The following is a 24,266-nucleotide window of genomic DNA, read 5'->3' on the forward strand; positions in this document are numbered from 1 at the left end:
GTGTCTATGAAAGATTCTTTTATAAAATTAGTTAAAGAACTAGATCATGATATTATCCCAGGGTTGTCATCTGAAATTCGTGATTGTTTAAACTATAATGACAAGGTTTTAGACTGCAAAGTTGATATTTCGGAAGACAAAGTATATTGTGTGAGCGTTAGGATGCATGATTACACGTTGCCGAATATTAAAAGTGTATTTTCTTCTTTGGTGCAATTTATTCAATATACTTCCACGTTTTATGTTAGAAATGATACCGAGCATAACACCGAGTATTTATTACTATCACAAAGCAAGGGAAACCTAACTTTTTATTGCAAAATTGTATTTAGACCATAATAATGGTCATTGCATTAAGACCTTGAGGGCGGCAATCCTCAAGGTCTCTTCTTTTACCCCACCAAGTGCTGAATGAATCGGGCATTTATGCACTATGATCATCCGATTGAATATGTACAGGTAACATTAAACGTAATACTAGACGAACGATTAATTGCGTAGTACCATTATCTCTTAACCCTTGAGGGTGAGGTTATGGACGATTTTAAGTTTTGAAGATAAGTGAGAGGAGAACTGTTGCTTGAAAGTGACCGTGCTTATCCTATTGGTATTATTAACTTCTTGTGTGAATAATGAGAATGGATTATTAACAAAAAATCCAATCGGCTCGGAGAATAGCATCACATTGCAATCAAATGAAAAAGAACTAGAAATAAAAAAAGTGAGTTACTCTAACCCAAATGTTAATATCTCTTATCCTGAAATTATTAATCATAATAACTTAGAACATGGAATACAACTAAATGAGATTCTGAAGAGTGAGGCTATGCAATCATTAGAGCAATATGGAGGTAATGAACAAGGTTATGAGCTTGATGTTGATTATATTCCCAAGTGTGTCGGGAATACATTAATTAGTATTCAGTATGTAGGATCAAGCTATGTAAAAGATGGAGCGCATCCTAAATCCCTCTTTTTCACAGTGAATCTTGATGTAAAAAATTCTAGGAAGTTATTATTGAGGGATGTAGTGAAAATAAATGATGAGTTTATTGATTTGTTAAGAGGGGCGAGATATGTTCCATATGATTCCGATTTGAATGTTGAATCAGAAGCAAGGGAGGAATTAAGTAACTATTCTAATGCTGAGTTGATTGCTTACTTAAATAAATCTGACGAAGTAAGCGATATAAATGAATTAGGAGTATTCACTTATTTTGCAGATGAATCGCTTGGTATAAGCTTTAATGTACCTCATGCACTTGGAGACCATGTAGAATTTGAAATTAAGTATAGTGATCTTAAAAATCATATTCTTACTCAGAATATAGTATGGAGGGATACAACGCCTACTCTCGCAAATTGAAAATAATATTAAAATAACATAACCATATCTGTGAAATGTTCCCCTAGAATAGATATTGGAAAAACCATTTGGTTTACCGATGAATTCTAGGGGTTGCATTTCTAATGATGATTGGAAGTCCAAAGCCTAGGACAGAGGAATTATAGAAGGAGACAAATCGTCTGCATGTAGAGAAAGAATAAATTAATGATTACTTAGTAAGTGTTGGATGCGCATTTAGTGCGCAAGGTATATTTAGGTCATGTATGTTACGAGGAGATACTAGATGTAAAACGTAAATGGTTACCGATGCGTTTCGGGAAAAGATGGAGAACTGCAGCAGTATTTGTCCCCAATTTTGGACTCAACATAGTAATTGTCGTACGACGAAAAACCCGGCATTCAAGCGGTCGGTAATACGATGATGATCTGCCCCTCGGTCCCGGGGAACATCCTACCATCGCAGAGGACTTCGAATGTAAGCGGTATGGACACTTAGGAATCAACATGTTAGCTTCTAACGAGTGGCCTGTTTGGAACGAGGCTACGCTAACGGTTGTCATAGCGCTTAATCGTTCCCAAAAACGGAGTTTCTATTCTAACGGTTGTATGAGCGCTTATTTGGACGAAATAGCCCCTCTGCCTACGAAAAAGCGGAAATAGGCTCACTGGCAACCGTTACATTTTGTTAAACAACATTTTTGCACAAATAACGTCGCTCACAACCGTTAGAATTTGCCGCTCACTTCCACCCACAAACTCCTGGGCCGTAACCAGCTGATTTTCCTTCATGAAAGCCCGCAGTTGTTCTTTTGACCAAAGTCCCATGTGTTCTCCCAACCTTTCTATTACTTCCATTTTTATGGGTTCAGGAGTTTACACAAACTATTTTACAGACTTGCACTTGGAGATCATGTAGAATTTGAAAATAAAAATATAGTGACCTAAATGATTGAAAGCAATTGACGAATACCCTGATTACGGTGTTAAAACTCATCTACTAGAATAAATTGGCATTATAGCTGACAGCTACACAACCAAAACGCCCGTAACCACGGCTAAAGTGGAAACGGGCGTTTGTGCTTTATATATTTACTGTTCTCCTGTACACGGGAAGAACAACTTTGGTTCCTGCTCAGACTACAACCACAATCATTTTCTAAAACAACAAAAGCCCTGCCTCTCTTTTGTCCTTGCGGCTCCGATGACCGCGCCAGTGTGAATCAGAAATCCATTAAATCCTTACTTTGGGTCATTCATAGGAATTTTCATACCTGGTCAGGTATAGGAGGGCTATAATCTTGTGAGGAACTACACTTAAAAGCGGTTTGCAACTCAAATTATAATAATACTATAGTTCGGTCGTTAAAGCAAGAATATTTCGTGAAAATAAAATACCGCTCCAGCGAAAGGCTGAAGCGGGAAAGTGGGATGCGGTCTTTACGAGTCTATCGTCGATCCACTTGTCTCACGCCTAGTTGGCAAAGGTATAGCTGTCGTTCGTTTTATTCAACATGTCCTTGAATCCGGAAGTAGCGTACAGCTTCTGCTCTTTGGAAATGAACAAGGCCTCTGTGTCCGGTGTATCCTCGATGAACTTCAACCCGTCCTCAATGCCGAGTACGAACAGCGAAGTGGACAGGGCATCCGCATCGGTAGAGTGCTTCGTCACGATGGTGACGCTGCTGATGCCGTTATCTACCGGATAACCGGTTCCAGGATCGAGAATATGCTGATAGAGCTTGCCGTCCTCGATAAAAAAGCGCTCATAGATGCCGGAGGTGACGATGGTCTTGTCGGCCACCTGAATCGTGCCGATCGAGTTACCGCGTTCTTTGCCCGGATCCTGGATACCGATGTTCCACAGCTTGCCGCCCGGCTTATTGCCCATAGCATAAATGTTGCCGCCCAGATCGATGATCGCGCTGCTGAAGCCTTGCGTCTCCAGGTACTCGTAAATCGCGTCTGCCGCATAGCCTTTGCCGATGGAGCCAAGGTCAATGGCCATGCCTTCTTTTTGCAAATAAATTTCGTGCGTTTCCTTATTCAGTTCGATCAGGTGATAGTCGCTTAGCGCTTTGGCGGCTTCGATCAGATCGGCGTCTGGGACCTTGGCGCCTTCATGGCCGATGTTCCACAGCGTGACCAGGTTGCCGATGGCGGGATTGAACTTTCCATCTGTTCGTTTCGCATAGTCGAGAGCTTTCTCGATCAATTCGAACGTCTCATTCGAAACTTCAACTGGCGACTTGCCGGAATGGCTGTTCACCTGGTAGATTTCGCTGCTCTCCAGCGTACGGCTGATTTTGCCGTCAATGTCATTTAGCAGGGCTTCAATTTCGTTGAAATGCTGACGTGTGGCGCGATCATCATATATTTTCACGTTGACGACGGTGTCGAATATGAAGAACGTTTCTCCCATCGGCTTCACGGTCTCATGCGAATTTGCCGTCTTATCGCTAGATTCGCCGGAGGCCTTGGATAGGCCCGGATCTGTGCCGCAGCCAGCCAATAATGCCGTTGATAGCAATAGCGTTAATCCTAAGGTAATTAGTCTATTGTGCTTCATAAACGCCGCCTCATTTCATTTGCTTCTAAATTGATTCATTCAAATTTATTGTATCAAGGGCAGGAAAATGTTTAAAGTACTTTTTTTCACAAAGTGATGATTATTCCATTAAAATCCTTATAAAGTGAGGGATTTGTGACAACTGGGAAAATGAGAGAAATCGCACAGGTTAGTCATTGAACAGGGGTTATAATGAGATCATCTAAGATTTATATAATCAAAAAATAAGGGAGTTTTCTCTATGAAACGTGGAGATATCCTGCTGATCGGCTTGATTGTTGTCATTGCCATGGCATTTCTTGTTCCAAGGTGGATTTTTGGAGATTTAAGTGAAAACAATCACAATAACAATCCACTTGTTGCAAATATCAAGGTCGATGGCAAGCTGGTACGATCCGTGGAGCTCACGGAAGAGGAGCAAATCATTGAAATTGAAACCGAGGATGGCCTCAACATTTTGAAGGTACATGATTATGGCATAGAAATGATTGAGGCCGATTGCCCTGATCAGTTATGCCTGACCTTCGGGTTTGTCCAGCGTAACGGAGGCACGATCGTCTGTCTCCCGCACAAAATGATCGTAGAAATTGAAGGAGCTTCCGGGGAAGGAGATGAGATCGATGCCGTCGTTAAATAAACCAGCCGCGCCGAGAACGCTTGGCGGCGAGTCATCCACTCTCATGTTGAAAAGAACGGTTATCGTCGCGATTTTCGCTGCGGTTGCGGTTGTGCTGAGCCTGATTGAATCGCTGATTCCGATCAATATGGGCGTGCCCGGCGCCAAGCTGGGGCTGGCGAATATTATGGTGCTGACCTGCCTTTATTTTCTGCGGGCGAGGGACGCCTTGATGATGGTGCTGCTAAAAACGCTGCTTACCGCTTTTATTTTTGGTACGTTTTCCAGCTTCTTGTTCAGTATTATGGGTGCGCTGTTCAGCTTTGCGGCGATGTGGTTTCTGCTCCTGGTGGGACGCAAGAGACTGAGCATGATCGGCATAAGCATCGTCGGGGGGATTGCCCATAACATCGGACAGCTTACCGCGGCATCGCTGTATTTCCTGACAACGAAAATATTCTATTACCTGCCGATGCTGCTCATTACAGGGGTGTTGACGGGGATTGCAGTCGGGATTGCGGTTCGTTATTTGATTCCTGCGCTTTCCAGATTGTCGTTGTTTGAATCTTTTCTGACGGATTAAGGGGGTGAAAAGATGGCCGCAGCAGCATACGCTTACGAATTGAACGAAGTTTCCTTCGCATATTCGCCGGATACCCCGGTTCTGGATGAGGTGACGCTCCGCATTGCTTCTGGAAGCTGGGTATCGATCGTCGGGCCTAACGGCTGCGGCAAATCGACCCTTGCCAAGCTGCTGGGCGGACTGCTGGCCGCAAACAGCGGCACGATTGTGGTGGAAGGCCGCGAGCTGACGCAGGATTCAGTCTGGGAGATCCGTCCCCGGATCGGCATGGTGTTCCAGAACCCGGATAACCAGTTTATCGGCTCCACGGTGGAGGAGGATATCGCCTTTGGATTAGAGGGGCGCTGCCTTTCCCGCGAGGAAATGACAGACCGGGTGCAGCGTTACGCCGAGAAGCTGGAAATCAGCCATCTGCTGACCAAGCACCCGGCAGAGCTGTCCGGCGGGCAGAAGCAGCGTGTGGCCCTCGCCTCGATTCTAGCGATGGAACCAGGCATCATCATTTTTGATGAAGCCTCCTCCATGCTGGATGAGAAGGCGCGCGGCGAGCTGCTGCACATCTGGCAGGACATGCGGAGCAGCGGTGATTACACGCTTATCTCGATTACGCATGATGCGGAAGAGATTATGGCCTCGGACCGGGCAATCGTGCTCCGGGGCGGGGCCATTGCAGCAGATACAGCTCCGGCGGAGCTGTTCGAGAATGAGGAGCTGCTGCACGCTTGCCGCTTGATCGCGCCTTACCGGGTCAGGCTGGTGCAGGAATTACGGAAGCGGGGGTTGGATGGAGACGGCATTCTCCCTGGCTGGCAAACGAGGAGACGGTGACACTATGGCTATTACATTCGAGGAAGTCAGCTATGCATACGATGACCGCAGCTTATGGCGAAGCGGGGCGCTTGAGGGTATCAATCTCCATATTCAGCCTGGAACGTTCACGGGGATTGCCGGGACGACGGGCTCTGGCAAGTCGACGCTGCTGCAGCATTTCAACGGCATTCTGAAGCCGACCGCAGGGCGTGTGCGTGTCTTAGATGTGCCAATAGACGCCCAGGGTAAGGCGCCGGCAATGCGCGAGCTGCGCAGGCGGGTCGGACTGGTCTTTCAATTTCCCGAGCAGCAGCTGTTCGAGGATACGGTGGAGAAGGATATTTGCTTCGGACCGCTCAACTTCGGAATGCCTCTCGCGGAAGCGAAGGAGCGGGCAAAATGGGCCTTGTCCCTGCTTGGGCTGGATGAATCGATTCTGCAGAGGAATCCTTTTCATCTCAGCGGCGGGCAGATGCGCAAGGTAGCCATTGCTTCCGTTCTGGCCATGGACCCGGAGGTCATTGCCCTTGACGAGCCGACGGCCACTCTTGATCCACAGAGCCGGGCCGAGCTGGCTGCGCTGCTGTCGAAGCTGCATCGGGAGCAAGGGAAGACGGTCATCGTCGTGACGCACCGGATGGAGGAACTGCTGCCCTATGTGGACGGTTGGATCGTAATGAAGGGCGGCCGGACGTTATTTCAGGGGACGACCGCTGCTCTGGTCAGGGAAACCGCCTTCCTGGAGCGGGAAGGGCTGGCCCTTCCGGAATGCATCACGTTATGGAATAGGCTGGCTGCCAAGTGCGGGCTGGAGGCGGAGAAGCCGTGCTTAACGCCGGAATCACTGGCGGAACGTCTTGCCGAGGTGCTTTCGGCTGCAGGCACATTAAGAGGCAGAGAGGAGAGAATGGCATGCGGGGAAAGCTGCTGATCGGCCGGAGCATCGATACGGGCTCCTGGGTGCATGGCGTCGACCCCCGGGCGAAGCTGACGGCCATGCTGCTGTATCTCATCGCGATTGTCGCTGTCGGCTCATGGCCTGCGCTTGGCGTCGCCGCCGTTTTTTCCCTCGCTTATATGACGGCAACGAAGATTCCGCTCAAGTATTATGTCAAAGCGGCGAAGCCTCTCTGGGTGCTGATGGTGTTTATCTTTGCCGTGCAGTGCTTTACGGTGACCGAGGGAACGGCGCTGTGGCAGATCGGCTCATGGACGCTGTATTCCGGAGGAGTCAGCCTCGGGCTGATCTCGGCCTCGCGGATGGCGCTGCTTGTATCTTTTACGACGATTCTTACGTTTACGACGACGCCCGGGCTCCTAAACCAAGGGATGGCTGGCGTGCTGAAACCGTTGGAGGGTGTAGGATTATCCGCGCAGCGTCTGACCTTGATGATGAGCATTGCGCTGCGCTTCATCCCGACGATTCTGGATGAAGCGCAGAAGATCGTGAAAGCGCAGGCCGCCCGGGGCGCCGATTTGCGGGAGCTGCCATGGAAAGAGAAAGGGAAGATGCTGGTGTCCCTGCTCGTTCCGGTGACGGTAGGAGCTTTTCGCCGGGCTGAGGAGCTGGTGCTGTCGATGGAATCGAGAGGCTACCGGATCGGAGCGCCGCGTTCGGAATATCACCTGCTCGTCTGGAAGCGCCGTGACACCTGGTTCATTTTATCATTTGTAATCCTGGCTGCCAGCGTGCTGATGTATAGGATTTTGATGTGAAAAAAGCATGGGGACGAGGGATTCATCGCGTGCACGGCAACACAGGGCTGTTTGGAATGACAGATGTATAGTGAAAAAAATCACAATAAATTCAACTTTATCAATATAGACTGCTAGTACAGCTTAGTTGAGGCAGGAAGGGGAGAAACGCTGTGGCTCGTTATTTTAATGGAAAAGAAGTCGAATTGCTTGCGCCGGCGGGAACATTTGAAATCTTCAAGGAAGTGATCCGTGCCAATTGCGATGCCGTTTATTTCGGGGGACCGAGCCTTAATATGCGCATGATGCGCAAAGGATATAATTTTAGCCGCCCGGAGATGGTGGAGGCGATTGAGCTGGCCCATGGCTTGGATAAAAGAGTGTACGTTACGGTAAACAACCTGCTGAACGAAGGGGAAATCGAAGAGGCGCGGGAATATTTGCGCTTTCTGGAACAGGCGGGGCCGGATGCCATGATCGTGCAGGATTTCGCTGTGCTGGCGCTCATTCAGGACATGGGCTTGCAGCTTCCCGTGCATTCCTCGGTCATGATGAATGTGCATAACCGCGAGATGATCGAGGCGCTGAGCCAGATGGGTGTCACTCGGATCGTCACGTCCCGGGAGATGGATCTGAAGACCACGCGGTATTTGCGTGAGACGACCGGCATGGAGCTGGAATACTTCATTCATGGCGACATGTGCTCCGTGCATGGGGCGAATTGCTACTTCAGCTCGCTTGTGTTCGGGATGAGCAGCAACCGGGGCAAGTGCCTGAAGCCGTGCCGCTGGGACTACCGGGTGAAGAAGGACGGCTATGTGTATCCTTCCGAATATCCGCTTGCCGTGAAGGATATGTTCATGTACGAGCATATTCCCGAACTGATTCATGGCGGGGTGACGTCTTTTAAAATCGAAGGGCGTATGCGCGACACGGAGTTTGTGCTGATGCTGGTCAATGCGTATGGAGACGCGATCGATCGGTACATCGACGATCCGGTCGGCTTTGAACGGAGCCGGGATACCCAGCTGCTGTACGACAACCGCAAGCGTGATTTGTCCACCGGTTATGCGTTTGGCCGTCCGGGGCTGACCTACATGAATAAGCGCTATGAGGGGACAGGCAAATTTTATAGCACAGGCAAGGTATTCAGCACGCCGACCGAAGAGCGGAGGCTCGGAGACAAACGGTTGGGTGAGGTTGCGGCTTATCTCGCCGAGGCTGCAGCAAGCAGCAAAGCGGGGCGGCAAGAGGACGAGCGGAACAATTTGAGCAAACAAGCCGAACAAGGTAAACGAATGGAACGAGGCAAACCAATGGAACGTGGCAGTCAAATGGAACAAGGCAACCCATACAACCAATGTTACCCAAACAATCAAAACAGTCGGAATAACCAAAACAATCGAAACAACCAATATAGCCAAAATAACCCGAACAACTCGAACAACTCGAACAACCTGAACAACCGAATGGAGCTGTCCGTGCATGTGAATAATGCGGCCCAAGCGCAAGCAGCGTTTGAGGCAGGGGCCGATCATGTTTATCTTTCGGGCGATGTGTTCGAGCCGGATCGGCCATTTACGAAGCAGGAAATTAAACAACTGGCAGTGATCAAGGGGAACGCCAAGCTGTATTTAGGTTTGCCGCGCATGATGAACGAGCTGCACTTCGAAATATACGACGGGCTGCTGTCTGGTGAACGCCTACCTATCGACGGCATACTCGTGACGAACCTCGGCGCAATCCATAAATTTGCCTCCAAAGGTTATCCGCTTGTGGGCGATATCAATTTGAATATTTTCAATCATTTGGCCGCAGAGATGTATAGGAAGCTTGGTGTAGAGCGGTTTACAGCTTCCATCGAACTCCCGCTCCATGATTTGACCAAGCTGCTGGTGAATGCGGCGGCTCCAATGGAGGTCGTGGTGCACGGCTCGCCTGCCCTGATGTACATGGAGCTTGATTTGTATGAGAACACAGAGGTGTTCGAGCCAATAGGCGAAGAGGACAACCGGTACGTCGATAACCGTACTCTGGTGCTGATGACTGACAAGGGAGAGAACCCGGTTTACCGCGATGTACATGGGCGCTGCCATTTGATGCTGGCCAAGGAGCTGTGTCTGCTGCCCGTAATGAATGAGCTGCAGGATGCCGGACTGTCTGTTTGCCGGATCGAAGGCGCGACCTACCAGCCGGAGCAGTTGCGGTCGATCGTTAGTACGTACAGGGCGGCGATAGAGAGACCAGAAACTGCTGGTGAGCTATTTGCTGGAATGACCCCAGTCTACGCGGGATATACGCTGGGAGCGCTGCAGTTCGACGGCGTTGCGCCGGGTCAAGTCGAAGCAGTGGATGGAGCTTGTGAAGGGAAACAGGAGAAAGAACGAGTGCAGGTGCGGATGTAGGTGGAAGTGCAATACAGGTTTAGGTGAAGGTGTAGATAGTAGGTGTAACGCAGAGTAAAGAGTAAGGGTAAGAGAGTAAGAGTAAGAGTAAGAGTAAGAGTAAGAGTAAGAGTAAGAGTAGCAATAGCAATAGTAGTAGTAGTAGTAGTAACGAGTTGCAAGCAAGTTTAAATGCAGGTGCAAGTGCAAGAGTAGAAGTAGAAATAGAAGCAAGAGCAGGTGTAGGTGTAGGTATATGTACAAGAGCAAGAGCAAGTGCAAGAGCAGTAGCAATAGCAACAATAGCAGCAGTGCCGTATCAGCATTAGCAGTAAAGTGTAGCTGTAAAGACAAGAACGACAAAAGACTATCTGGCCCCAGACACGATAAATTAACTGTATTTCATGCAGTTATTTAAGAGACTTCTACGTTTGAGGCGGGATTAACTGGATTTCCTGCATCTAAACCGGGATATATCATACCTGTCTAGCGGGAGCCTGGCTTTTAACTGCAAGAAATCCACTTAGTGAGGCGAAAATGCGAAATGGCCCACTTTTAGATACATGAAATACAGTTAGTATTCTGTTCTTACAACGCACCCCAGCACCAAATATATAAAAAGTACCCTAAGGGTCTTATTGATCGCCAAATGTCCCACAGTAGCAGTAGGTGGAAGAGCAAGAGCAGTAGCAATAGCAGCAGTATCAGCAGTAGCAGTAAAGTATAGGTGTAAGACAAGAACGACAAAAGACTATCTGGCCCCAGACACGATAAATTAACTGTATTTTATGCAGTTATTTATGAGACTTCTACGATTTAGGCGGGATTAACTGGATTTCCTGCATTTAAACCGGGATATATCATACCTATCTAGCGGGAGCCTGGTTTTTAACTGCAAGAAATCCATGTAATGAGGCGAAAATGCGAAATGGCCCACTTTTAGATACCTAAAATACAGTTAGTACTCTATTCTTACATCCCACTCTATCGTCAACAAAAAGGAGCGGAAACGAAAATGGCGCAATACAGCGGACCAGATCACATCCTGCAACAACGGCAGCAGCATTTTTACCCGTGCACGAGTCACTTTTACCAGACTCCGCCGCAAATCGTCAAAGGGGAGATGCAATACCTGTACGATCACGAGAACCGGAGGTACACGGATTTTTTTGCGGGGGTATCCGTCGTTGCTTGCGGCCATTGCAACCCCGATATCGTTAGACGCACGGAGGAGCAGCTGAGAACACTCCAGCATACGTGCACCATATATTTGACCCAGCCGAACGCCGACTTGGCGCAGCGTATGGCGGAGGTGCTGCCAGGAACATTGAAGTGCACCTTCTTCGTGAACAGCGGTTCAGAGGCCAATGAAGGGGCTCTGCTGCTGGCCCGTCTGCATACGGGAAAAAGAGGCTTCATCGCGCTGGAGCAAGGCCTGCACGGCCGCACCTATTTGACGATGAGCGTGACGGGCCTGCGCATGTGGCGGACCGATCCGCAGCTGGAGGCGGATCGGGACGTGACATTCATTCCCCGGCCTTATGAACGGGGAATGAGCGGAGAAGAGGCGGCACAGCGCTCCCTCGCTGCCCTGAGGAAGGTGCTCGAAGAGAAGGGCGGTGAAATCGCCGCCATGATCGCCGAGCCGATTCAGGGCAATGCGGGCATCATCGTGCCGCCGGCGGGGTATTTCGCCGAAGTGAAGGCGCTGCTGGCGCAGCACGATGTGCTCTTCATCGCGGACGAAATCCAGACCGGCTTCGGCCGGACGGGGGAGATGTTCGCGATCGAGCACTACGGCGTGCAGCCGGACATCGTCACGATGGCGAAAGCGCTCGGCAACGGCGTGCCGGTTGCCGCATTCGCCACGACAGACGAGATCGCCGCCAGCTTCAATCGGCCTTCGGCGTCCACGTTTGGCGGCAACCCGGTATCGGCCGTAACCGCCCTGGCAGTGCTGGACTACATCGAATCCCACCGGCTGGTGCAGCGCTCTAAGCAGCTTGGAGGCATCCTGCAGGAAGGCCTGCGCAGTTTGGCCGCTCGCTACCCGCAAGCCATCACGGAGGTGCGCGGAGCGGGCCTGATGATCGGCGCCGAGCTGTGCGGAGAAGATCCGCCGCATGGCGCCGCACTGGTAGACGACGTATTGGAACAGATGAAGGACAGAGGATTCATCATCGGCAAAAACGGTGTGGATCGCAACGTCCTGGCCTTTCAACCGCCGCTGGTCATCACGGAGGAGGATATTGCGTGCATGCTCACCGCCTTGGAGGAGACGCTGCGCTCCTTCATATGAGCCCAAATGAAATGAACGATTTTTCTCAGTATATTGAGTCATTATCAGAATAGGGCGGAAGTTATTGCGTCATTATCAATCGAATAGGGCGGAAGCAACCCGTCTCGTGGGCGGAGTAGCGTCCGCTGCTACTGTGCCAAGGAGTGTGGAAGCTATGGAATACGCCCGCAAAGTCGGGTCGAAAATCAAGCTGTATAGCGAGCTGGTCATGTTCTCGCATACGTTGTTCTCGCTGCCCTTCGCCATCATTTCGATGGTCTGGGCGGCGAACGGCCTGCCGTCCGTGCATGTGATGATCTGGGGCCTGATCGCCCTGGTGGCTGCGCGCAATGGAGCGAACGCCTTTAACCGGGTCGTGGACCGGATATACGATGCTCAGAACCCGCGTACGGCACACCGCCATTTGCCGCAGCAATTGCTGGAGGCGAAGGAGGTGCTGATGTTCGTCGTTATTAACTACGGCATCTTTATCGCCGCCTCGGCGATGCTGAATCCGCTATGCTTCCTGCTGTCTCCGGTGGCGATTTTCCTGATCTCGTCGTACTCCTATACAAAGCGGTTTACCTATTTGAGCCACTTGTATCTAGGGTTTACCATAGCTTCCGCGCCGATTGGCGCCTGGTTTGCGGTGACCGGCAAATTTGCATTTACGCCGTTTGTGCTCGGAACGATCGTCATGCTGTGGATCGCGGGCTTTGACATCATCTACGGCTCGCAGGACATCGAATTCGACCGCAAGCACGGATTATGGTCGATTCCCAGCTATTTTGGCCTGAAGAACGGCCTGCGCATCGCCGCGGCGCTCCATCTGCTGATGGTCCTGCTGCTGCTCGCCCTTATCCCGCTGCGGGGGCTCGGCTGGACGTACGGCATTGGCATCGGCGTCGCCGTCGTTCTCCTGCTCACGGAACATCGCATCATTAAGCCGGGCAACCGGCAGGTCATGAAGATCGCCTCTTACAATCTGAATCAGGTGATTAGCATGGTGATTTTATTCATGACATTAATTGATTTCTATCTGGGATAAAAAAAGCGCCTGCCATAACAACAGCTCCCCTCCAATACCGAAGGGGAGCTGCCGCTGTATGCAACTTATTTTTTCACCGTTTTATTATAGTTGCCAATCTTATCTGTAATCGCCTTGGCGGCATCGTCCAGCGCCTGCTTGGTGGATTTGCTGCCGCCGAGCGCTTCCTCGATGGCGCTTTCGACGATTTGGCGGGCCTCCGGGAATACGCCCATGACCGCACCCTGTGTAGCCAGGCTAGGCTTGCTGGCATGAAGCTGGTCGACCGCCGTCTGGAATTGCGGATATTTGGCCAAATTGTCCTTCACGATCTGCTCGTCGTAAGCCTTCTTTGTGATCGGGAAGTATCCAGTCGCGATGTGCCATTTGGCTTGCGTCTGCGGCTCGGCGAGGTACTTGATGAACTCCCAGGCAGCCTGCTGCTCTTCTGCCGGCTTATTATTTAATACCCATAAGCTTGCTCCGCCGATAATGACGCCTCCATCAGAGCTGCCGTCCGGCTTAGGAAGGAACGCAGTGCCTACCTCGAACTTGTCGCCTACGCTGTCTACAATGCCCCGCAGCCCTGCCGTGGAGTCGAGCGTCATGCTGACCTGTCCGGCAACAAAGGCTTTTTTTGTGTCATCGGTTTTACGTCCTAGATTAATAGCGGCCTGGCTGTCGATGAGGCCCTTCCACCATTCCAGTGTTTTTACGCCGGCCTCTTCGTTGACGAGAGACTGGGTTGCCGCAGCGGTGCGGCCGTTGCCGTTGTCGACGTACTCAGCACCTTGATTCGCGAAAAACTGCTCCATAAACCAGCCGTAAATGGCGAAGGAGGCAGGGGCTCCGTTCTTACTCAGCGCTTCGGCTGCTTTTTTTAACTCCTCATAAGTGGCTGGGGCTTTGTTGGGATCAAGGCCTGCGGCTTTGAACAAGTCCTTGTTGTAATACAGAATCGGGTTCGAAGTATTAAAGGGCATGGAGTACTGCTTGCCATCAAATGTATAGTAATTCATAATATTCTCTTCCAAATGGCTGAGATCGTAGTTCTCTGCATCGATGAACTGCTGCACCGGGGTAATGGCGCCGGAATCGATCATGAAGCGGGAGCCAATCTCGTACACCTGAATGAGGGATGGGCCCGATTTGGAATCCATCGAGGCTTTCATTTTGTTCAAGCTTTCATCGTAAGTGCCCTGAAAAATCGCCTCAACCTCCACCTTGTCCTGGGAGGCATTGAAATCAGCCACGAGCTGATCTGCGGCAGTGCCAAGCTCGCCGCCCATCGAGTGCCACCACACGACCTTCGTTTTGCCGGCTGGTGCGGCATTACCGCCGCTTTTTGCGTTGCTGGAACCAGCCGCATTACTGGCCGAGGCTTCCCCGCCCGTACCGGCTCCTGAATTTCCTCCAGCTCCGCCGCAGGCGGATGCGAGCATGGACAGCAGCAAAATCGTGATCAGCAAAAATGAGCGCTTTAGCTTGAACGGATTCGGTTTCATTTGGTTTCTTCTCTCCCTTTTGATCTGCATTAGTATCATTTATAATCATCCGCCCGTAGGACGGGAGTTGCTGTATAGAAAAGCTATCCCTTGATCGCCCCGGCCGTTAACCCGCGTACAAGCTGCTTTAACCCGAGGACGATGAGCAGCAGGGAAGGAAGCAGCACGAGTGCAACTCCGGCAATAACAACGTTCCAGGCGGTCATTTCCTCAAACTGCAGCATGCTGATGCCGATTTGCACGGTGCGCATGTTGGCGGTGTTCGTAATGAGCAGCGGCCATAAATAACTATTCCAGGTGTTCAGGAACACGTATACGGCCAGCGTCGCGAGGCCCGGCCTGGCCAGCGGCAGAACGATGCCGGCGAAGTAGCGCGTATGACCGCAACCGTCGATGCGTGCCGCTTCGAACAGCTCCCGGGGCAGCTGCAGGAAAAATTGCCGCAGCAGGAACACGCCAAAAGCGGATGCAAGGAAAGGGAAGACGAGCCCGGGATAAGAATCGAGCCAGTTCCATGATTTGATCAGGAGGAAATTCGGGATCATCGTCACTTCCCAAGGAATCATCATCGTCGACAGAAAGACCGCGAACCAGAACGCCTTGCCGCGAAAAGCGATGAAAGCGAAAGCATAGGCGGCCAGGCTGGCCGTAATCAGTTGTCCGATCATGACCAGCGTCGAGACAAGGAAGCTGTTAGCGATGAAGCGAAACACCGGGATTAGCCGGATGACCGCCTCCAGGCTGCCCCAATACAAGCTGGACGGGAAGATGGCCGGCGGGAACTGGCTTGTCTCTTCCGGCGTCATGAAAACCGAGAGAAAGGTGTACAGCAGCGGATAGATAATGAACAGCGACAGCAAGCACAGGAAGAAATATACCGTGCCGTGGCGCAGCAGCGGACGGAACAGCGTCATTGATAATGCACCTTCTTTTCCAAAATGGTGAACTGAATGAGCGTTAAGGCCAGAATGAGCAGAAACAGGATGATGGCCATGGCGCTGCCCGTACCGAATTGGTAATTGACAAAGGCTTCCTTGTAAATGGAATAGACGAACACTTCAGTTGAGCCTGCAGGGCCGCCTTTCGTCAAAATATGCATCTGCCCAAACGCCTGAAACGAACCGATGACCGAGACGATCAGCAGAAAGAAGAGCGTGGGCGACAACAAGGGCAGAATGATGCGGATAAACGTGCGAATGGGTCCCGCTCCGTCTACCTTGGCGCTGTCGTACATATCCTCAGGAATGCCTTGCAGGCCGCTGAGCAATACGATGAAATTAAAGCCGGAATTCATCCAGATTGTCATGACGGAAATCGATATCAGCGCCCAGCGCGAATCGGTCAGCCATTGTACTGCGGGAAGCCCCGCCAGATCGAGGAAATAATTGAACATCCCCAGCGTAGGATGGAACAGCATCATCCAGATGACCGCCGAGGTGCTGACCGAGACGGCGAGAGGAAGAGAGAATATAAACTGGAACAGGCGCATCCCTCTGAGGCGGGAATGGGCGAGCGCAGCCATGATCAGGCCGAGGACAAGCCCGCCCGGAACGGTGAGCAGCACAAATTTGCCAGTAACCTCCAGGCTATTCCAGAACTGAGCCGAGCCCAGGAGCTGCCTGAAATTGTCCAGTCCGACGTAAGCGGCAATATTGCCGCGGGGATCGGTCAGGAAGAAGCTGAGGTATACCGATTTAACGAGGGGATATAAGAGAAAAAGGCCGAAAATTACGATGGACGGAGCGAGAAAAAGATAAGCCAGCGCATGCTCTTTCAAGCTTGCCGTTAACCCATTCCGATAAGCAGACTTGTAGGAGCGAGCGGTGACTGCAGCAGGAGCTGGTGCGTTTCTGACGGTGGTGTTCATAGCGGTTCCCTCCTTGACTAGCGTACAAAGATCATCCCTAGTTTAGACAGGGGGAATTAACATGGCATCAACGCGGGGTTAAGCGGCGGTTAAATTTTTGGGAGATCACGATAAAAAAGATAGAAAAAATAGAAACTATATTGATGAACCAAAGGCTGATGTAGGCAAGGAGAGCAAAGCTGCGAACCTATATCGTCCAGAAAATCTAGGAGCAGCAGGGATGGCAGCAGCATTTTACGCATTTGTCCGCATTCATTCCACAGGTTCACCTTATTTAAATGGATTTTTAGCAGTTAGTTTCTGCGTCAAGAAAGGAGGAGCAGATTTAAGTGGATTTCATGTCATTAAAAGAAGGAGAATAGCCAATATGGACTGGATTCTTGATTTTAGGTGCATAAGATCCATCTAATCCCCTGAAACATGCGCTTAGAGCATAATTAGCTACATGAATTCCATTTAGTGCGAGACACAGCTTAGTAGATATAGCATAGTAGCACGCAGCGATAAAAGGAATATTTACGTAACGGCCCCATGTTAATTTCAACAGTTCATAGAAAATAGAATAAGAAAAATAGAAGAAGACACCTCGATGATGACGAGAGGTGCCTTCTATTGAATATAACAGAACCTGCGGCTTATTTATCCCGGCCCCCAAAGAAGCTGAGCAGCGCCTGTAAATCCCGGTGGGCCGGATAGCTGCTTAATTGATCGATGATTTGCTGCGCCTCGTCCAAATACTGCTGGCTTAACGCCTCGGTTTGCTGGAGCGCCCCGCAGCTTTGAATTGCGGCAATGACTTCGTTCGTATATTCGGCCGGCGTATGCGCGCCTATCGACCGGATTCTAGGTGCAAGCCCTTCATCCTGCAGTGCGAACAGGACGGGGAGCGTCACTTGGCCGCTGCGCAGGTCGCTGCCCGCAGGTTTGCCCAGCTTCGCCGAGGACTGGGTGAAATCCAGAATATCGTCGCGAATTTGGAAGGACATGCCCAGCTTCTCTCCGAAGCTGTACAGCAGGCCAGCCGTTTCCTCGTCTGCACCGGCGGACAGCGCTCCGATCCGCAGGCAGGCGGCCATGAGCTGGGCGGTTTTATTTTTTGATTTTTCCAGGTATTGCTCAATCGTTACGTCGTAATCAAACAGATGGGATAATTGCTGATATTCACCCAGGCAGAGCTGCGTTGTAACCAGTGAAGACAGATCGTAAGCATAGCGATCGCGTTCTGCGGAATAGGCGGAGATCAACTCGATCACCCGGGCCGACATATAATTGCCGACGTGGATCGCCCGGCTGATCCCGAGCTTGATATGCATCGCTGTGTCGCCCCGGCGAACTGGCGAATCGTCGATAATGTCGTCATGAATCAGGGAAGCGGCATGGATGAACTCGGCAGCAGCGGCCAATCTCCATGTCTTGCGTTCGTCGGGTGAGGGACCGAAGCGGCTTCCTGCGATCACCATCAATGGGCGAACCCGTTTGCCGCCCGAGCGAATAAGCTCGAGAATACTGCGGGCCAGCTCCGAGGAGCGGGGAACATCCTTATCGAATTTCACCATATTCTCGATTTCTTTATCTACCGCTCTAATGGAGATGCCGAGCTGTTCATGCAGGTTCATCCTGTTCCCCTCCTCGTCATAAGTCACCGCTAAAATAACTTAATCGCCAAATCGCCAAATCGCCAAATCGCCAAACCGCCACCGCTAAACCGCAAGCCGCTAAATCGCCTTTCGGGTAGTGTTGCGATGATGCTCCAGGCGAAGGAATACTTCGAAGGATTTCTCCAGCCGCTCATCTTCCGGACGTCCCTCGACTCGCTTGATTTGAATTTGCTTCACCGTAGGGGCCAAGTGGGCGAGGAGACTGAATTCGTCATAGCGCAGGCATTGCTGCACGTAAAAGCTGTATAAATAGTCGCCATCCAGCACTTTGCGGGTGAGCTCGTCGCCGGGCTCAAGCAGCTGGCAATCCCAGTGGCGCTGGAGAGCGAGCTTGATGGCCATGTAAATGGAGAGCAAACGAATTTGCCGCTCCGCTGGCAAATCATACTGCAGGAGCAGATGGGCCGCTGTTAGCACATCCTCACGGTCCAAATTAAGGGTAATGCCGGTGTCGGGCGAAATGTCGCCCTGCAATAATTGACAAGCATCTTGAATGAGAGCAGTAATCATAAGAAACACTCCTTAACAAGCAGGTAGGGTTTGCAGGGGATTTCGCACCGGTTTCGGCGGTTTCATATCCACTCACGATCATCCTCGGTTAAAAATCAGAGTAATGCGCGGCAACCGCACATTACTCTGGAATAAGGGGCATAACTGTGTGCAGTTGTAATGCTTAATCCGTATAAAGATACCATCTGCGAACGAGCGGTATTCTCTTCCAATGCTTCTTGAGCCAAGGCAGTACGTAGTAGTCAAGTCCGAACATGCTGCCTGATCCGCCAATCAGCGCTACGCCAGCTGTCATGTACCAGAGCATTTCGCCCGATGCCATGCTCGAGGACCAGATCATGATGCCGAGTCCAACCGTGATGATGGAGGACACTGCGGTGAACAGGCCGGCAATCAGCAGGAGGCCGATAATGATTTCTGCAAATACCATACCGGTTTGGAATACGGTCGCAAGTCCGGTATAGCCGCCGTCGGATGTATAGAAGAAGAGACCCATAAACCAGTTCACCGTATTCGTGATAAATCCGGGTACCGGGAGTGCCGTAACGGCGGTAGACGCGCTTTCTACGGCGGATGCGGCCGCTTGAGCGTCAACGGTTGTCGTCACGGCCTGCGCCGCTTCGCTTGCCGCGGATATCGCATCGCCGGCATTTGGCGGCGCCGGAATCAGAAAGATTTCGGAAGGGTTCTTGAGCACTTTAGGCAGCTTGTCGAGACCTTCCTGCAGCCATTTGTAGCCGACGAATACCCGGAGCGGCAGCAGCCAGAAGTTAGGTGAACGCTTGGCGAAATGGCCGCCTACGAAGCTTCGGCGATTGTTCACATGGAAAAATTCATGCATCATATAAGTCCATACTTTATTGAAGCCAACCACCGTGAACAGATAGTACATATTGATCAAGTGCTTGAAGAGCATCGCCATGAATCCGCTGACCATGAACATCTTATTCGGCAGTCCCACATTCGCTACGCCGTAGCGGCTGCCGATGCAGACCATCGTACCGTGGAAGCCTGGCTTGTAGGACTTCTTCGGTTTGCCCTTGACGTCCGCATAAATGTTATGAGCAATGAGCGGACCTGCTTGCTCGGCATTTTCGACCATTTGCGGAACCGGACGCGTCTCGCCTTCCGGGATATAGAAGATGTTGTCGCCAACGATGTATACGTCCTCATGATCCACGCTTTGCAGCTTGTCGTTCGTAACGATCCGTTTGCGGCCTTCCTGCTGCACGTCGAGCTTGCCGACAAGGTCGGAGCCTTCAACACCCGCCGTCCAGACGATTGTTGCCGCTTCAAGCTCCTTCTCTCCAAGCAGGACGCTCGATTTCGTAACGCCGGTAATTTTGGCGCTCGTTACGATTTCGACATTCATTTTATTCAGGCGTTTGACCGCCTTGCCGATCAGTTTATCTGGGAGAATCGGCAGAATTTTTGGCGCCATATCCGCCACGACGAGGCGAACCTCGCTCGGATCGATGTAGAATTCCTTGCACAGCTCATCGCGGAATTCGGCAAGCTCGCCAACGAGCTCTACGCCGGTAAAGCCTGCTCCGACGACGACGAAGGAAAGCTTCTTCTTGCGGATCGCCGGATCCGTTTCCTTGGCAGCTTCGCTGAACATGCGGCGAACCTGTATTTTCAGCTTTACAGCGTCCTCATAAGACCATAAGGTCATCGCATGCTCCTCGGCGCCTGGAATGCCGAAGAACGTTGGCTTACAGCCGGTACCGATAACGAGGTAATCGTATTTGTACGTTTGTTTCTTGGAGCGAAGCTCTTTCGCTTTAAAATCAATGTTGTCGATGTAGTCCAGGACGACATCCACTTTCTGTCCCGCGAAAATTTTCTTTAAATCAATCTGAATGGAATCCTCGGGTGCCCGGTTTGCCGCGACTTCGTGCAATTCCGTCAGCAGCGTATGGTACGGGTTCTTGTCAATCAACTGAATCTCGACATCTTTGTCTTTTTTGAACAATTTGGCCAGATGCTTCGAGGTGACGACACCGCCGTAACCGCCGCCAAGAACGACTATTTTCTTCAACATATTCACCTTCTTACTTTAGGCTGGTAATCGTGGAGATGTGCTGCTATATAAGCTGAACTGTTGAATTCGATGCGGGGTAGGTACGTAAAATGTCCTTACGATCGCTGTTGCTCCTAGATTTCTTGGATGAAATAGATTGCCCGCATCTCATTCTTTAGTTCATCTTATATAGCGAATGATTTAAGACTAGTATTATTTAGCTTGCTCAAGCGCTTTGGCTGCAAGATCGTAGTATGACTTCAAGCTGATCGATACGCCGGAGATGGCATCTGTTTTGCCTTCGTCATTGAAGCTAACCGCAGCTGGATCTTGTTTCTCAACAAGATATTGCTCGGCTTTGGCAGCTTGCTCATGCCATTCTGCTTGCGCGCCGCCATTAGCAACCATGCCGTACTTGCCGTCGATGGAGTTTTGTTTCTTATCTTCACCAGCTTCGTTTACGCCGCTGAAGTTCACTCTGACGATGTTTCCTGCGGATACGATGACGTCAACGGTTTCTTTCCAGCCGGATTTCTCGGCGAATTTGTCTTCTTCGGCGTGGTAGTTGCCATCTTTGTAAGGTCCTGGCTGGATTGGGCCTGCAGCCAGCGCCTGGTCAGCCAGGTCGAACAAATCGTTAACGTGAATGGATACGCCGGAAATAGCATCGGTTCTGCCCTCGGCATCAAGGGTTACGGCCTTCGTGTCTTGCTTCTCAATCAGGAAAGCGATCGCTTTGGCCGCTTGTTCATGCCATTCTGCCTGCGCGTTTCCTTTTTCCTTCATGCCGTATTTGCCTTGTTCGGAATAAGTAACTTTGTCTACCGGAACGGTTGCGTTGGTGCCATTCCAATCGACGTCCGTGATTTTGCCGCCTTCCACCTGCAGCTTCACGAAGTATTGCCAGCCGGATTTTGGATCTTCCTTACCCATGGCGAAGTATAGACCGTCCTGGAATTTGCCTTCTGCAGCTGGAGCTTCGGCTGAAGCGTTGGCAGAGCTGTTCTCGGCAGCTGGAGCGTTGTTGGCCGGATTCGCCGTATTAGCTTCATTTTTGGCCCCGCACCCTGCAAGAAGTCCTAGCAGTAAAGCGCTGCATAGTAGAATGGATGCTTTTTTCATGTTAAATGACCTCCAAATAATAAAATTGTATATATTAAAATGTGAACCATTTTAATAACGTAGGGGATATTTAATAAGGAAAATCAGGTGTCCAGGATAAACAAGCAAATACCTTTGAGTGCGCCTGTTCCAATCTATAGTTCAGCCTATATAAGCTGCGTGCCACTAAGTAGTGAGTCACTAAGCAGTGAGCCACTAAGCAGTGAGCCATTAACGGTGTCATATACTAGATGGAATTCATGTATCTAATTCGGCCCAGAGCGAATGTTTCAAGGGGTTAAATGGATTTTATGCACCTAAAATCAAGAATCCAGCCCAAGATAGCCATCTCCCCTCGTTTAATGACCTGAAATACATTTAAATCACCCTTCCCTTCCTTGTCGCCGAAACTAGCTGCAATAAATCCATTTATACAAGTTGAACTATGGAATTGAATGTTGAAAAAGGCTGGAAATCCTTTGTTTGAGGAAAGTTTAGCATATAAATAAAAGCATATATGTGAAATAAATCACTTAGTATGTGATAAAAAACATCTCGCCTAGACCTGCAAGAGGCAGGAGGCTTGATGCAGAGCGAATACAAGCGGTTACTTATATTTTAAAATTTATTTTTTTAAATATATTGCGAAATCTTTCTGACGATTTAGTTCTCAAGCTCCGGTTAAAACGGAAAAAGGTGTCAATTCTTCATACTTTTGAACCGATAATGTATATACAAGGCAACATCCATTATTTGTGCTAAACGGAAGGAATGAGCATTTCATTGTCGGTGTATAAGACGTTTTATTCACGCCTATTGCTGAACTATATCGCAGGCTCGCTCGCCGCCGTCATTTCCATCGCCAGTCTTATCATTTTCGCCTTTAAGGAGATCCCGAGGAACGAGTATGTCTGGATGCTTGCAGTCATGTTCGTCTCCATTGCCGCCATGCTCGGGTTGGAGTGGGCGGTATTCTCCAGGCAAATCAGGCCGATCCGCCAGGCGTTCCATGAACCTGTCGGCACCTTCACTGAAATGCAGTCGATATATTTAAAGACCCACCGTCTGCCTGCGCTGACCGTCAAAAGAATTATCGGGCCCCATTTATTCGGGCTGGCCGTTCCCGCGGCCAGCTTGTCGCTATGGCTCGTGTCCGCGGGAGAACTATCGATTCCGCCTTATTATGTGCTGCTGGCGCTGCTTGGAGGTGCTTTTCTGGCCGGCATGCATGCACTGATTGAATTCTATCTCACCTCTCACTTTATCCGGCCTGTACTGGAAGAGATGCAGTTCCAATCCTTGCAGCTGTTCGGCAGGGAGCTGACGCTCGGCGGCCGTGTGCTTATCTCAATCAAACGCAAGTTAAGATGGAGTTTTTTTCTGATTGGGGCTTTTCCGCTTCTGTTATACAATCTCGCTGTTCAATTCAGGCTGGGAGATTGGAATGTCGACCATTCAGCCTATTGGAAATGGGCTGGCATTGTTCTTCTGATCGGGCTTGGCTTTGCTTTCTTCGGATCGCGGCTGCTGACCCGGGAACTCGAGACGCCGATTCAGCATTTGTACGAAAGAATGGCCGAGGTCAAGGTTGGATACCTGCGGACGGAGGCCAGCGATCTGTTCTCCGACGAGTTCTCCCGGCTCGTCTCCGGCTTCAATCATATGCTGCGGGGAGTACGAATCCAGGCGGCACGCAATGATCAGCTGGTGGAGAGCTATTTTGCGACGCTCGCCGCAGCGCTGGATGCCCGCGATCCATATACGGCCGGACATTCCTTAAGGGTCGCCGAATATGCGGTCCAGATCGGCAATTTGGCCAGACTCCCGAAGCATGTGGTCGATCAGCTCCGCAAAGCGGCTCTGCTCCATGACATTGGAAAGATCGGCATACCTGACGCCGTACTGCTGAAGGAAGGACAGCTCAGCGAGGAGGAATGGGAACAGATCAAGGCTCATCCCGTATTGGGTGAGGCCATCCTGAAGCAGATTGAGCCAGCCGATGAGATGGCGGCATTTCTGCCGGGCGTCCGCTCCCATCATGAACGCTATGATGGCGCAGGCTACCCGGATGGCTTAAAGGGAGAAGAGATTCCGCTCTTCGGCAGAATTATTGCCGTTGCCGATGCCTTTGATGCGATGACCTCTGACCGCCCTTACCGCAAAGGCATGGATGCGGCAACGGCGATATGCATTCTGGAGAAGGGGAAGGGAACGCAATGGGACCCTTATTTTGTCGGATTATTCGTACAGGCGTATTACGAGAAGCAAACGTCTTGATGATTACTGATGCCGCTT

Annotated in this window: 21 protein-coding genes; 12 read left to right on the forward strand and 9 right to left on the reverse strand. The window is 50.5% G+C overall.

The annotated features are described in order from the left end of the window. The first annotated feature begins 6 nt into the window (after positions 1-6). Positions 7-339, forward strand: a complete 333-nt coding sequence (locus MKX50_RS03685; RefSeq protein WP_339158449.1) for a hypothetical protein — start codon at positions 7-9, stop codon at positions 337-339. A 241-nt stretch (positions 340-580) separates the two neighbouring features. Then, the gene (locus tag MKX50_RS03690) at positions 581-1,366 is read left to right on the forward strand and encodes a hypothetical protein (RefSeq protein WP_339158450.1); all 786 of its coding nucleotides are present in this window, start codon (positions 581-583) and stop codon (positions 1,364-1,366) included. Positions 1,367-2,023: 657 nt separating this feature from the next. Here MKX50_RS03690 and MKX50_RS03695 read toward each other — a convergent pair. Both MKX50_RS03695 and MKX50_RS03700 read right to left on the reverse strand, forming a co-directional pair. Continuing rightward, positions 2,024-2,173 carry a hypothetical protein gene (locus MKX50_RS03695; protein WP_339158451.1) on the reverse strand — a complete coding sequence of 50 codons (150 nt, stop codon included), beginning with the start codon at positions 2,171-2,173 and terminating at the stop codon, positions 2,024-2,026. Between the two features lie 646 nt (positions 2,174-2,819). Beyond that, positions 2,820-3,914 carry an FAD:protein FMN transferase gene (locus MKX50_RS03700; protein WP_339158452.1) on the reverse strand — a complete coding sequence of 365 codons (1,095 nt, stop codon included), beginning with the start codon at positions 3,912-3,914 and terminating at the stop codon, positions 2,820-2,822. A 241-nt stretch (positions 3,915-4,155) separates the two neighbouring features. On the opposite strand from MKX50_RS03700, the gene MKX50_RS03705 reads away from it, so the two are divergent. From MKX50_RS03705 to MKX50_RS03740, 8 genes are all read left to right on the forward strand, one after another. Next, positions 4,156-4,551, forward strand: coding sequence for a NusG domain II-containing protein (locus MKX50_RS03705; RefSeq protein ID WP_213594863.1), 396 nt, complete (start codon positions 4,156-4,158; stop codon positions 4,549-4,551). Beyond that, a complete protein-coding gene (locus MKX50_RS03710; protein WP_244996876.1) occupies positions 4,535-5,113 on the forward strand; it encodes a Gx transporter family protein in 579 nt (192 codons plus the stop codon). The genes MKX50_RS03705 and MKX50_RS03710 overlap by 17 nt, the downstream gene beginning before the upstream one ends. Positions 5,114-5,125: 12 nt before the next feature. Next, a complete protein-coding gene (locus MKX50_RS03715; protein ID WP_339158453.1) occupies positions 5,126-5,941 on the forward strand; it encodes an energy-coupling factor transporter ATPase in 816 nt (271 codons plus the stop codon). A 4-nt stretch (positions 5,942-5,945) separates the two neighbouring features. After that, on the forward strand, positions 5,946-6,854 hold the full coding sequence (locus MKX50_RS03720; RefSeq protein WP_339158454.1) for an energy-coupling factor transporter ATPase: 909 nt from the start codon (positions 5,946-5,948) through the stop codon (positions 6,852-6,854). Continuing rightward, positions 6,836-7,639, forward strand: a complete 804-nt coding sequence (locus tag MKX50_RS03725; RefSeq protein WP_339158455.1) for an energy-coupling factor transporter transmembrane component T — start codon at positions 6,836-6,838, stop codon at positions 7,637-7,639. The genes MKX50_RS03720 and MKX50_RS03725 overlap by 19 nt, the downstream gene beginning before the upstream one ends. A 152-nt stretch (positions 7,640-7,791) precedes the next feature. Continuing rightward, the gene (locus MKX50_RS03730) at positions 7,792-10,023 is read left to right on the forward strand and encodes a U32 family peptidase (RefSeq protein WP_339158456.1); all 2,232 of its coding nucleotides are present in this window, start codon (positions 7,792-7,794) and stop codon (positions 10,021-10,023) included. Positions 10,024-11,017: 994 nt separating this feature from the next. After that, entirely contained in the window at positions 11,018-12,301 is a 1,284-nt protein-coding gene (locus tag MKX50_RS03735; RefSeq protein WP_339158457.1) for an aspartate aminotransferase family protein, read from the forward strand. 154 nt (positions 12,302-12,455) lie between these two features. Then, positions 12,456-13,328, forward strand: a complete 873-nt coding sequence (locus MKX50_RS03740) for a UbiA-like polyprenyltransferase (protein WP_213594879.1) — start codon at positions 12,456-12,458, stop codon at positions 13,326-13,328. A 65-nt stretch (positions 13,329-13,393) separates the two neighbouring features. On the opposite strand, the gene MKX50_RS03745 is transcribed toward MKX50_RS03740, so the two are convergent. The 3 genes from MKX50_RS03745 to MKX50_RS03755 form a co-directional block, all read right to left on the reverse strand. Then, on the reverse strand, positions 13,394-14,812 hold the full coding sequence (locus MKX50_RS03745; RefSeq protein ID WP_213594881.1) for an ABC transporter substrate-binding protein: 1,419 nt from the start codon (positions 14,810-14,812) through the stop codon (positions 13,394-13,396). An 83-nt stretch (positions 14,813-14,895) separates the two neighbouring features. After that, on the reverse strand, positions 14,896-15,726 hold the full coding sequence (locus tag MKX50_RS03750) for a carbohydrate ABC transporter permease (RefSeq protein WP_339158458.1): 831 nt from the start codon (positions 15,724-15,726) through the stop codon (positions 14,896-14,898). Next, on the reverse strand, positions 15,723-16,679 hold the full coding sequence (locus MKX50_RS03755; RefSeq protein WP_339158459.1) for a sugar ABC transporter permease: 957 nt from the start codon (positions 16,677-16,679) through the stop codon (positions 15,723-15,725). The genes MKX50_RS03750 and MKX50_RS03755 overlap by 4 nt, the downstream gene beginning before the upstream one ends. Before the next feature lie 97 nt (positions 16,680-16,776). Here MKX50_RS03755 and MKX50_RS03760 point away from each other — a divergent pair, with 97 nt between their 5' ends. Beyond that, a complete protein-coding gene (locus MKX50_RS03760) occupies positions 16,777-17,088 on the forward strand; it encodes a hypothetical protein (protein ID WP_339158460.1) in 312 nt (103 codons plus the stop codon). Positions 17,089-17,314: 226 nt separating this feature from the next. On the opposite strand, the gene MKX50_RS03765 is transcribed toward MKX50_RS03760, so the two are convergent. From MKX50_RS03765 to MKX50_RS03780, 4 genes are all read right to left on the reverse strand, one after another. Continuing rightward, complete coding sequence (locus tag MKX50_RS03765; protein WP_339158461.1) at positions 17,315-18,295, reverse strand: polyprenyl synthetase family protein; 981 nt, start codon at positions 18,293-18,295, stop codon at positions 17,315-17,317. 99 nt (positions 18,296-18,394) lie between these two features. Continuing rightward, positions 18,395-18,847, reverse strand: a complete 453-nt coding sequence (locus tag MKX50_RS03770; protein ID WP_213594889.1) for a hypothetical protein — start codon at positions 18,845-18,847, stop codon at positions 18,395-18,397. Between the two features lie 163 nt (positions 18,848-19,010). Further along, complete coding sequence (locus MKX50_RS03775; protein WP_213595091.1) at positions 19,011-20,888, reverse strand: FAD-dependent oxidoreductase; 1,878 nt, start codon at positions 20,886-20,888, stop codon at positions 19,011-19,013. Between the two features lie 195 nt (positions 20,889-21,083). Beyond that, complete coding sequence (locus MKX50_RS03780) at positions 21,084-21,992, reverse strand: FMN-binding protein (protein ID WP_339158463.1); 909 nt, start codon at positions 21,990-21,992, stop codon at positions 21,084-21,086. A gap of 750 nt (positions 21,993-22,742) precedes the next feature. Here MKX50_RS03780 and MKX50_RS03785 point away from each other — a divergent pair. Further along, a complete protein-coding gene (locus tag MKX50_RS03785; protein ID WP_339158464.1) occupies positions 22,743-24,248 on the forward strand; it encodes an HD domain-containing phosphohydrolase in 1,506 nt (501 codons plus the stop codon). The last annotated feature ends 18 nt before the right edge of the window (positions 24,249-24,266 follow it).

It is taken from the genome of Paenibacillus sp. FSL W8-0186 (assembly GCF_037969765.1).
Classification (GTDB): domain Bacteria; phylum Bacillota; class Bacilli; order Paenibacillales; family Paenibacillaceae; genus Fontibacillus; species Fontibacillus woosongensis.

Bases quoted from the DNA above. Each gene is read 5' to 3' on its own strand.
- MKX50_RS03685 (WP_339158449.1), top strand. From the start codon at position 7: ATGAAAGATTCTTTTATAAAATTAGTTAAAGAACTAGATCATGATATT.
- MKX50_RS03695 (WP_339158451.1), bottom strand. From the start codon at position 2,173: ATGGGACTTTGGTCAAAAGAACAACTGCGGGCTTTCATGAAGGAAAAT.
- MKX50_RS03700 (WP_339158452.1), bottom strand. From the start codon at position 3,914: ATGAAGCACAATAGACTAATTACCTTAGGATTAACGCTATTGCTATCA.
- MKX50_RS03705 (WP_213594863.1), top strand. From the start codon at position 4,156: ATGAAACGTGGAGATATCCTGCTGATCGGCTTGATTGTTGTCATTGCC.
- MKX50_RS03710 (WP_244996876.1), top strand. From the start codon at position 4,535: ATGCCGTCGTTAAATAAACCAGCCGCGCCGAGAACGCTTGGCGGCGAG.
- MKX50_RS03715 (WP_339158453.1), top strand. From the start codon at position 5,126: ATGGCCGCAGCAGCATACGCTTACGAATTGAACGAAGTTTCCTTCGCA.
- MKX50_RS03720 (WP_339158454.1), top strand. From the start codon at position 5,946: ATGGCTATTACATTCGAGGAAGTCAGCTATGCATACGATGACCGCAGC.
- MKX50_RS03725 (WP_339158455.1), top strand. From the start codon at position 6,836: ATGCGGGGAAAGCTGCTGATCGGCCGGAGCATCGATACGGGCTCCTGG.
- MKX50_RS03735 (WP_339158457.1), top strand. From the start codon at position 11,018: ATGGCGCAATACAGCGGACCAGATCACATCCTGCAACAACGGCAGCAG.
- MKX50_RS03740 (WP_213594879.1), top strand. From the start codon at position 12,456: ATGGAATACGCCCGCAAAGTCGGGTCGAAAATCAAGCTGTATAGCGAG.
- MKX50_RS03745 (WP_213594881.1), bottom strand. From the start codon at position 14,812: ATGAAACCGAATCCGTTCAAGCTAAAGCGCTCATTTTTGCTGATCACG.
- MKX50_RS03750 (WP_339158458.1), bottom strand. From the start codon at position 15,726: ATGACGCTGTTCCGTCCGCTGCTGCGCCACGGCACGGTATATTTCTTC.
- MKX50_RS03755 (WP_339158459.1), bottom strand. From the start codon at position 16,679: ATGAACACCACCGTCAGAAACGCACCAGCTCCTGCTGCAGTCACCGCT.
- MKX50_RS03765 (WP_339158461.1), bottom strand. From the start codon at position 18,295: ATGAACCTGCATGAACAGCTCGGCATCTCCATTAGAGCGGTAGATAAA.
- MKX50_RS03770 (WP_213594889.1), bottom strand. From the start codon at position 18,847: ATGATTACTGCTCTCATTCAAGATGCTTGTCAATTATTGCAGGGCGAC.
- MKX50_RS03780 (WP_339158463.1), bottom strand. From the start codon at position 21,992: ATGAAAAAAGCATCCATTCTACTATGCAGCGCTTTACTGCTAGGACTT.
- MKX50_RS03785 (WP_339158464.1), top strand. From the start codon at position 22,743: ATGAGCATTTCATTGTCGGTGTATAAGACGTTTTATTCACGCCTATTG.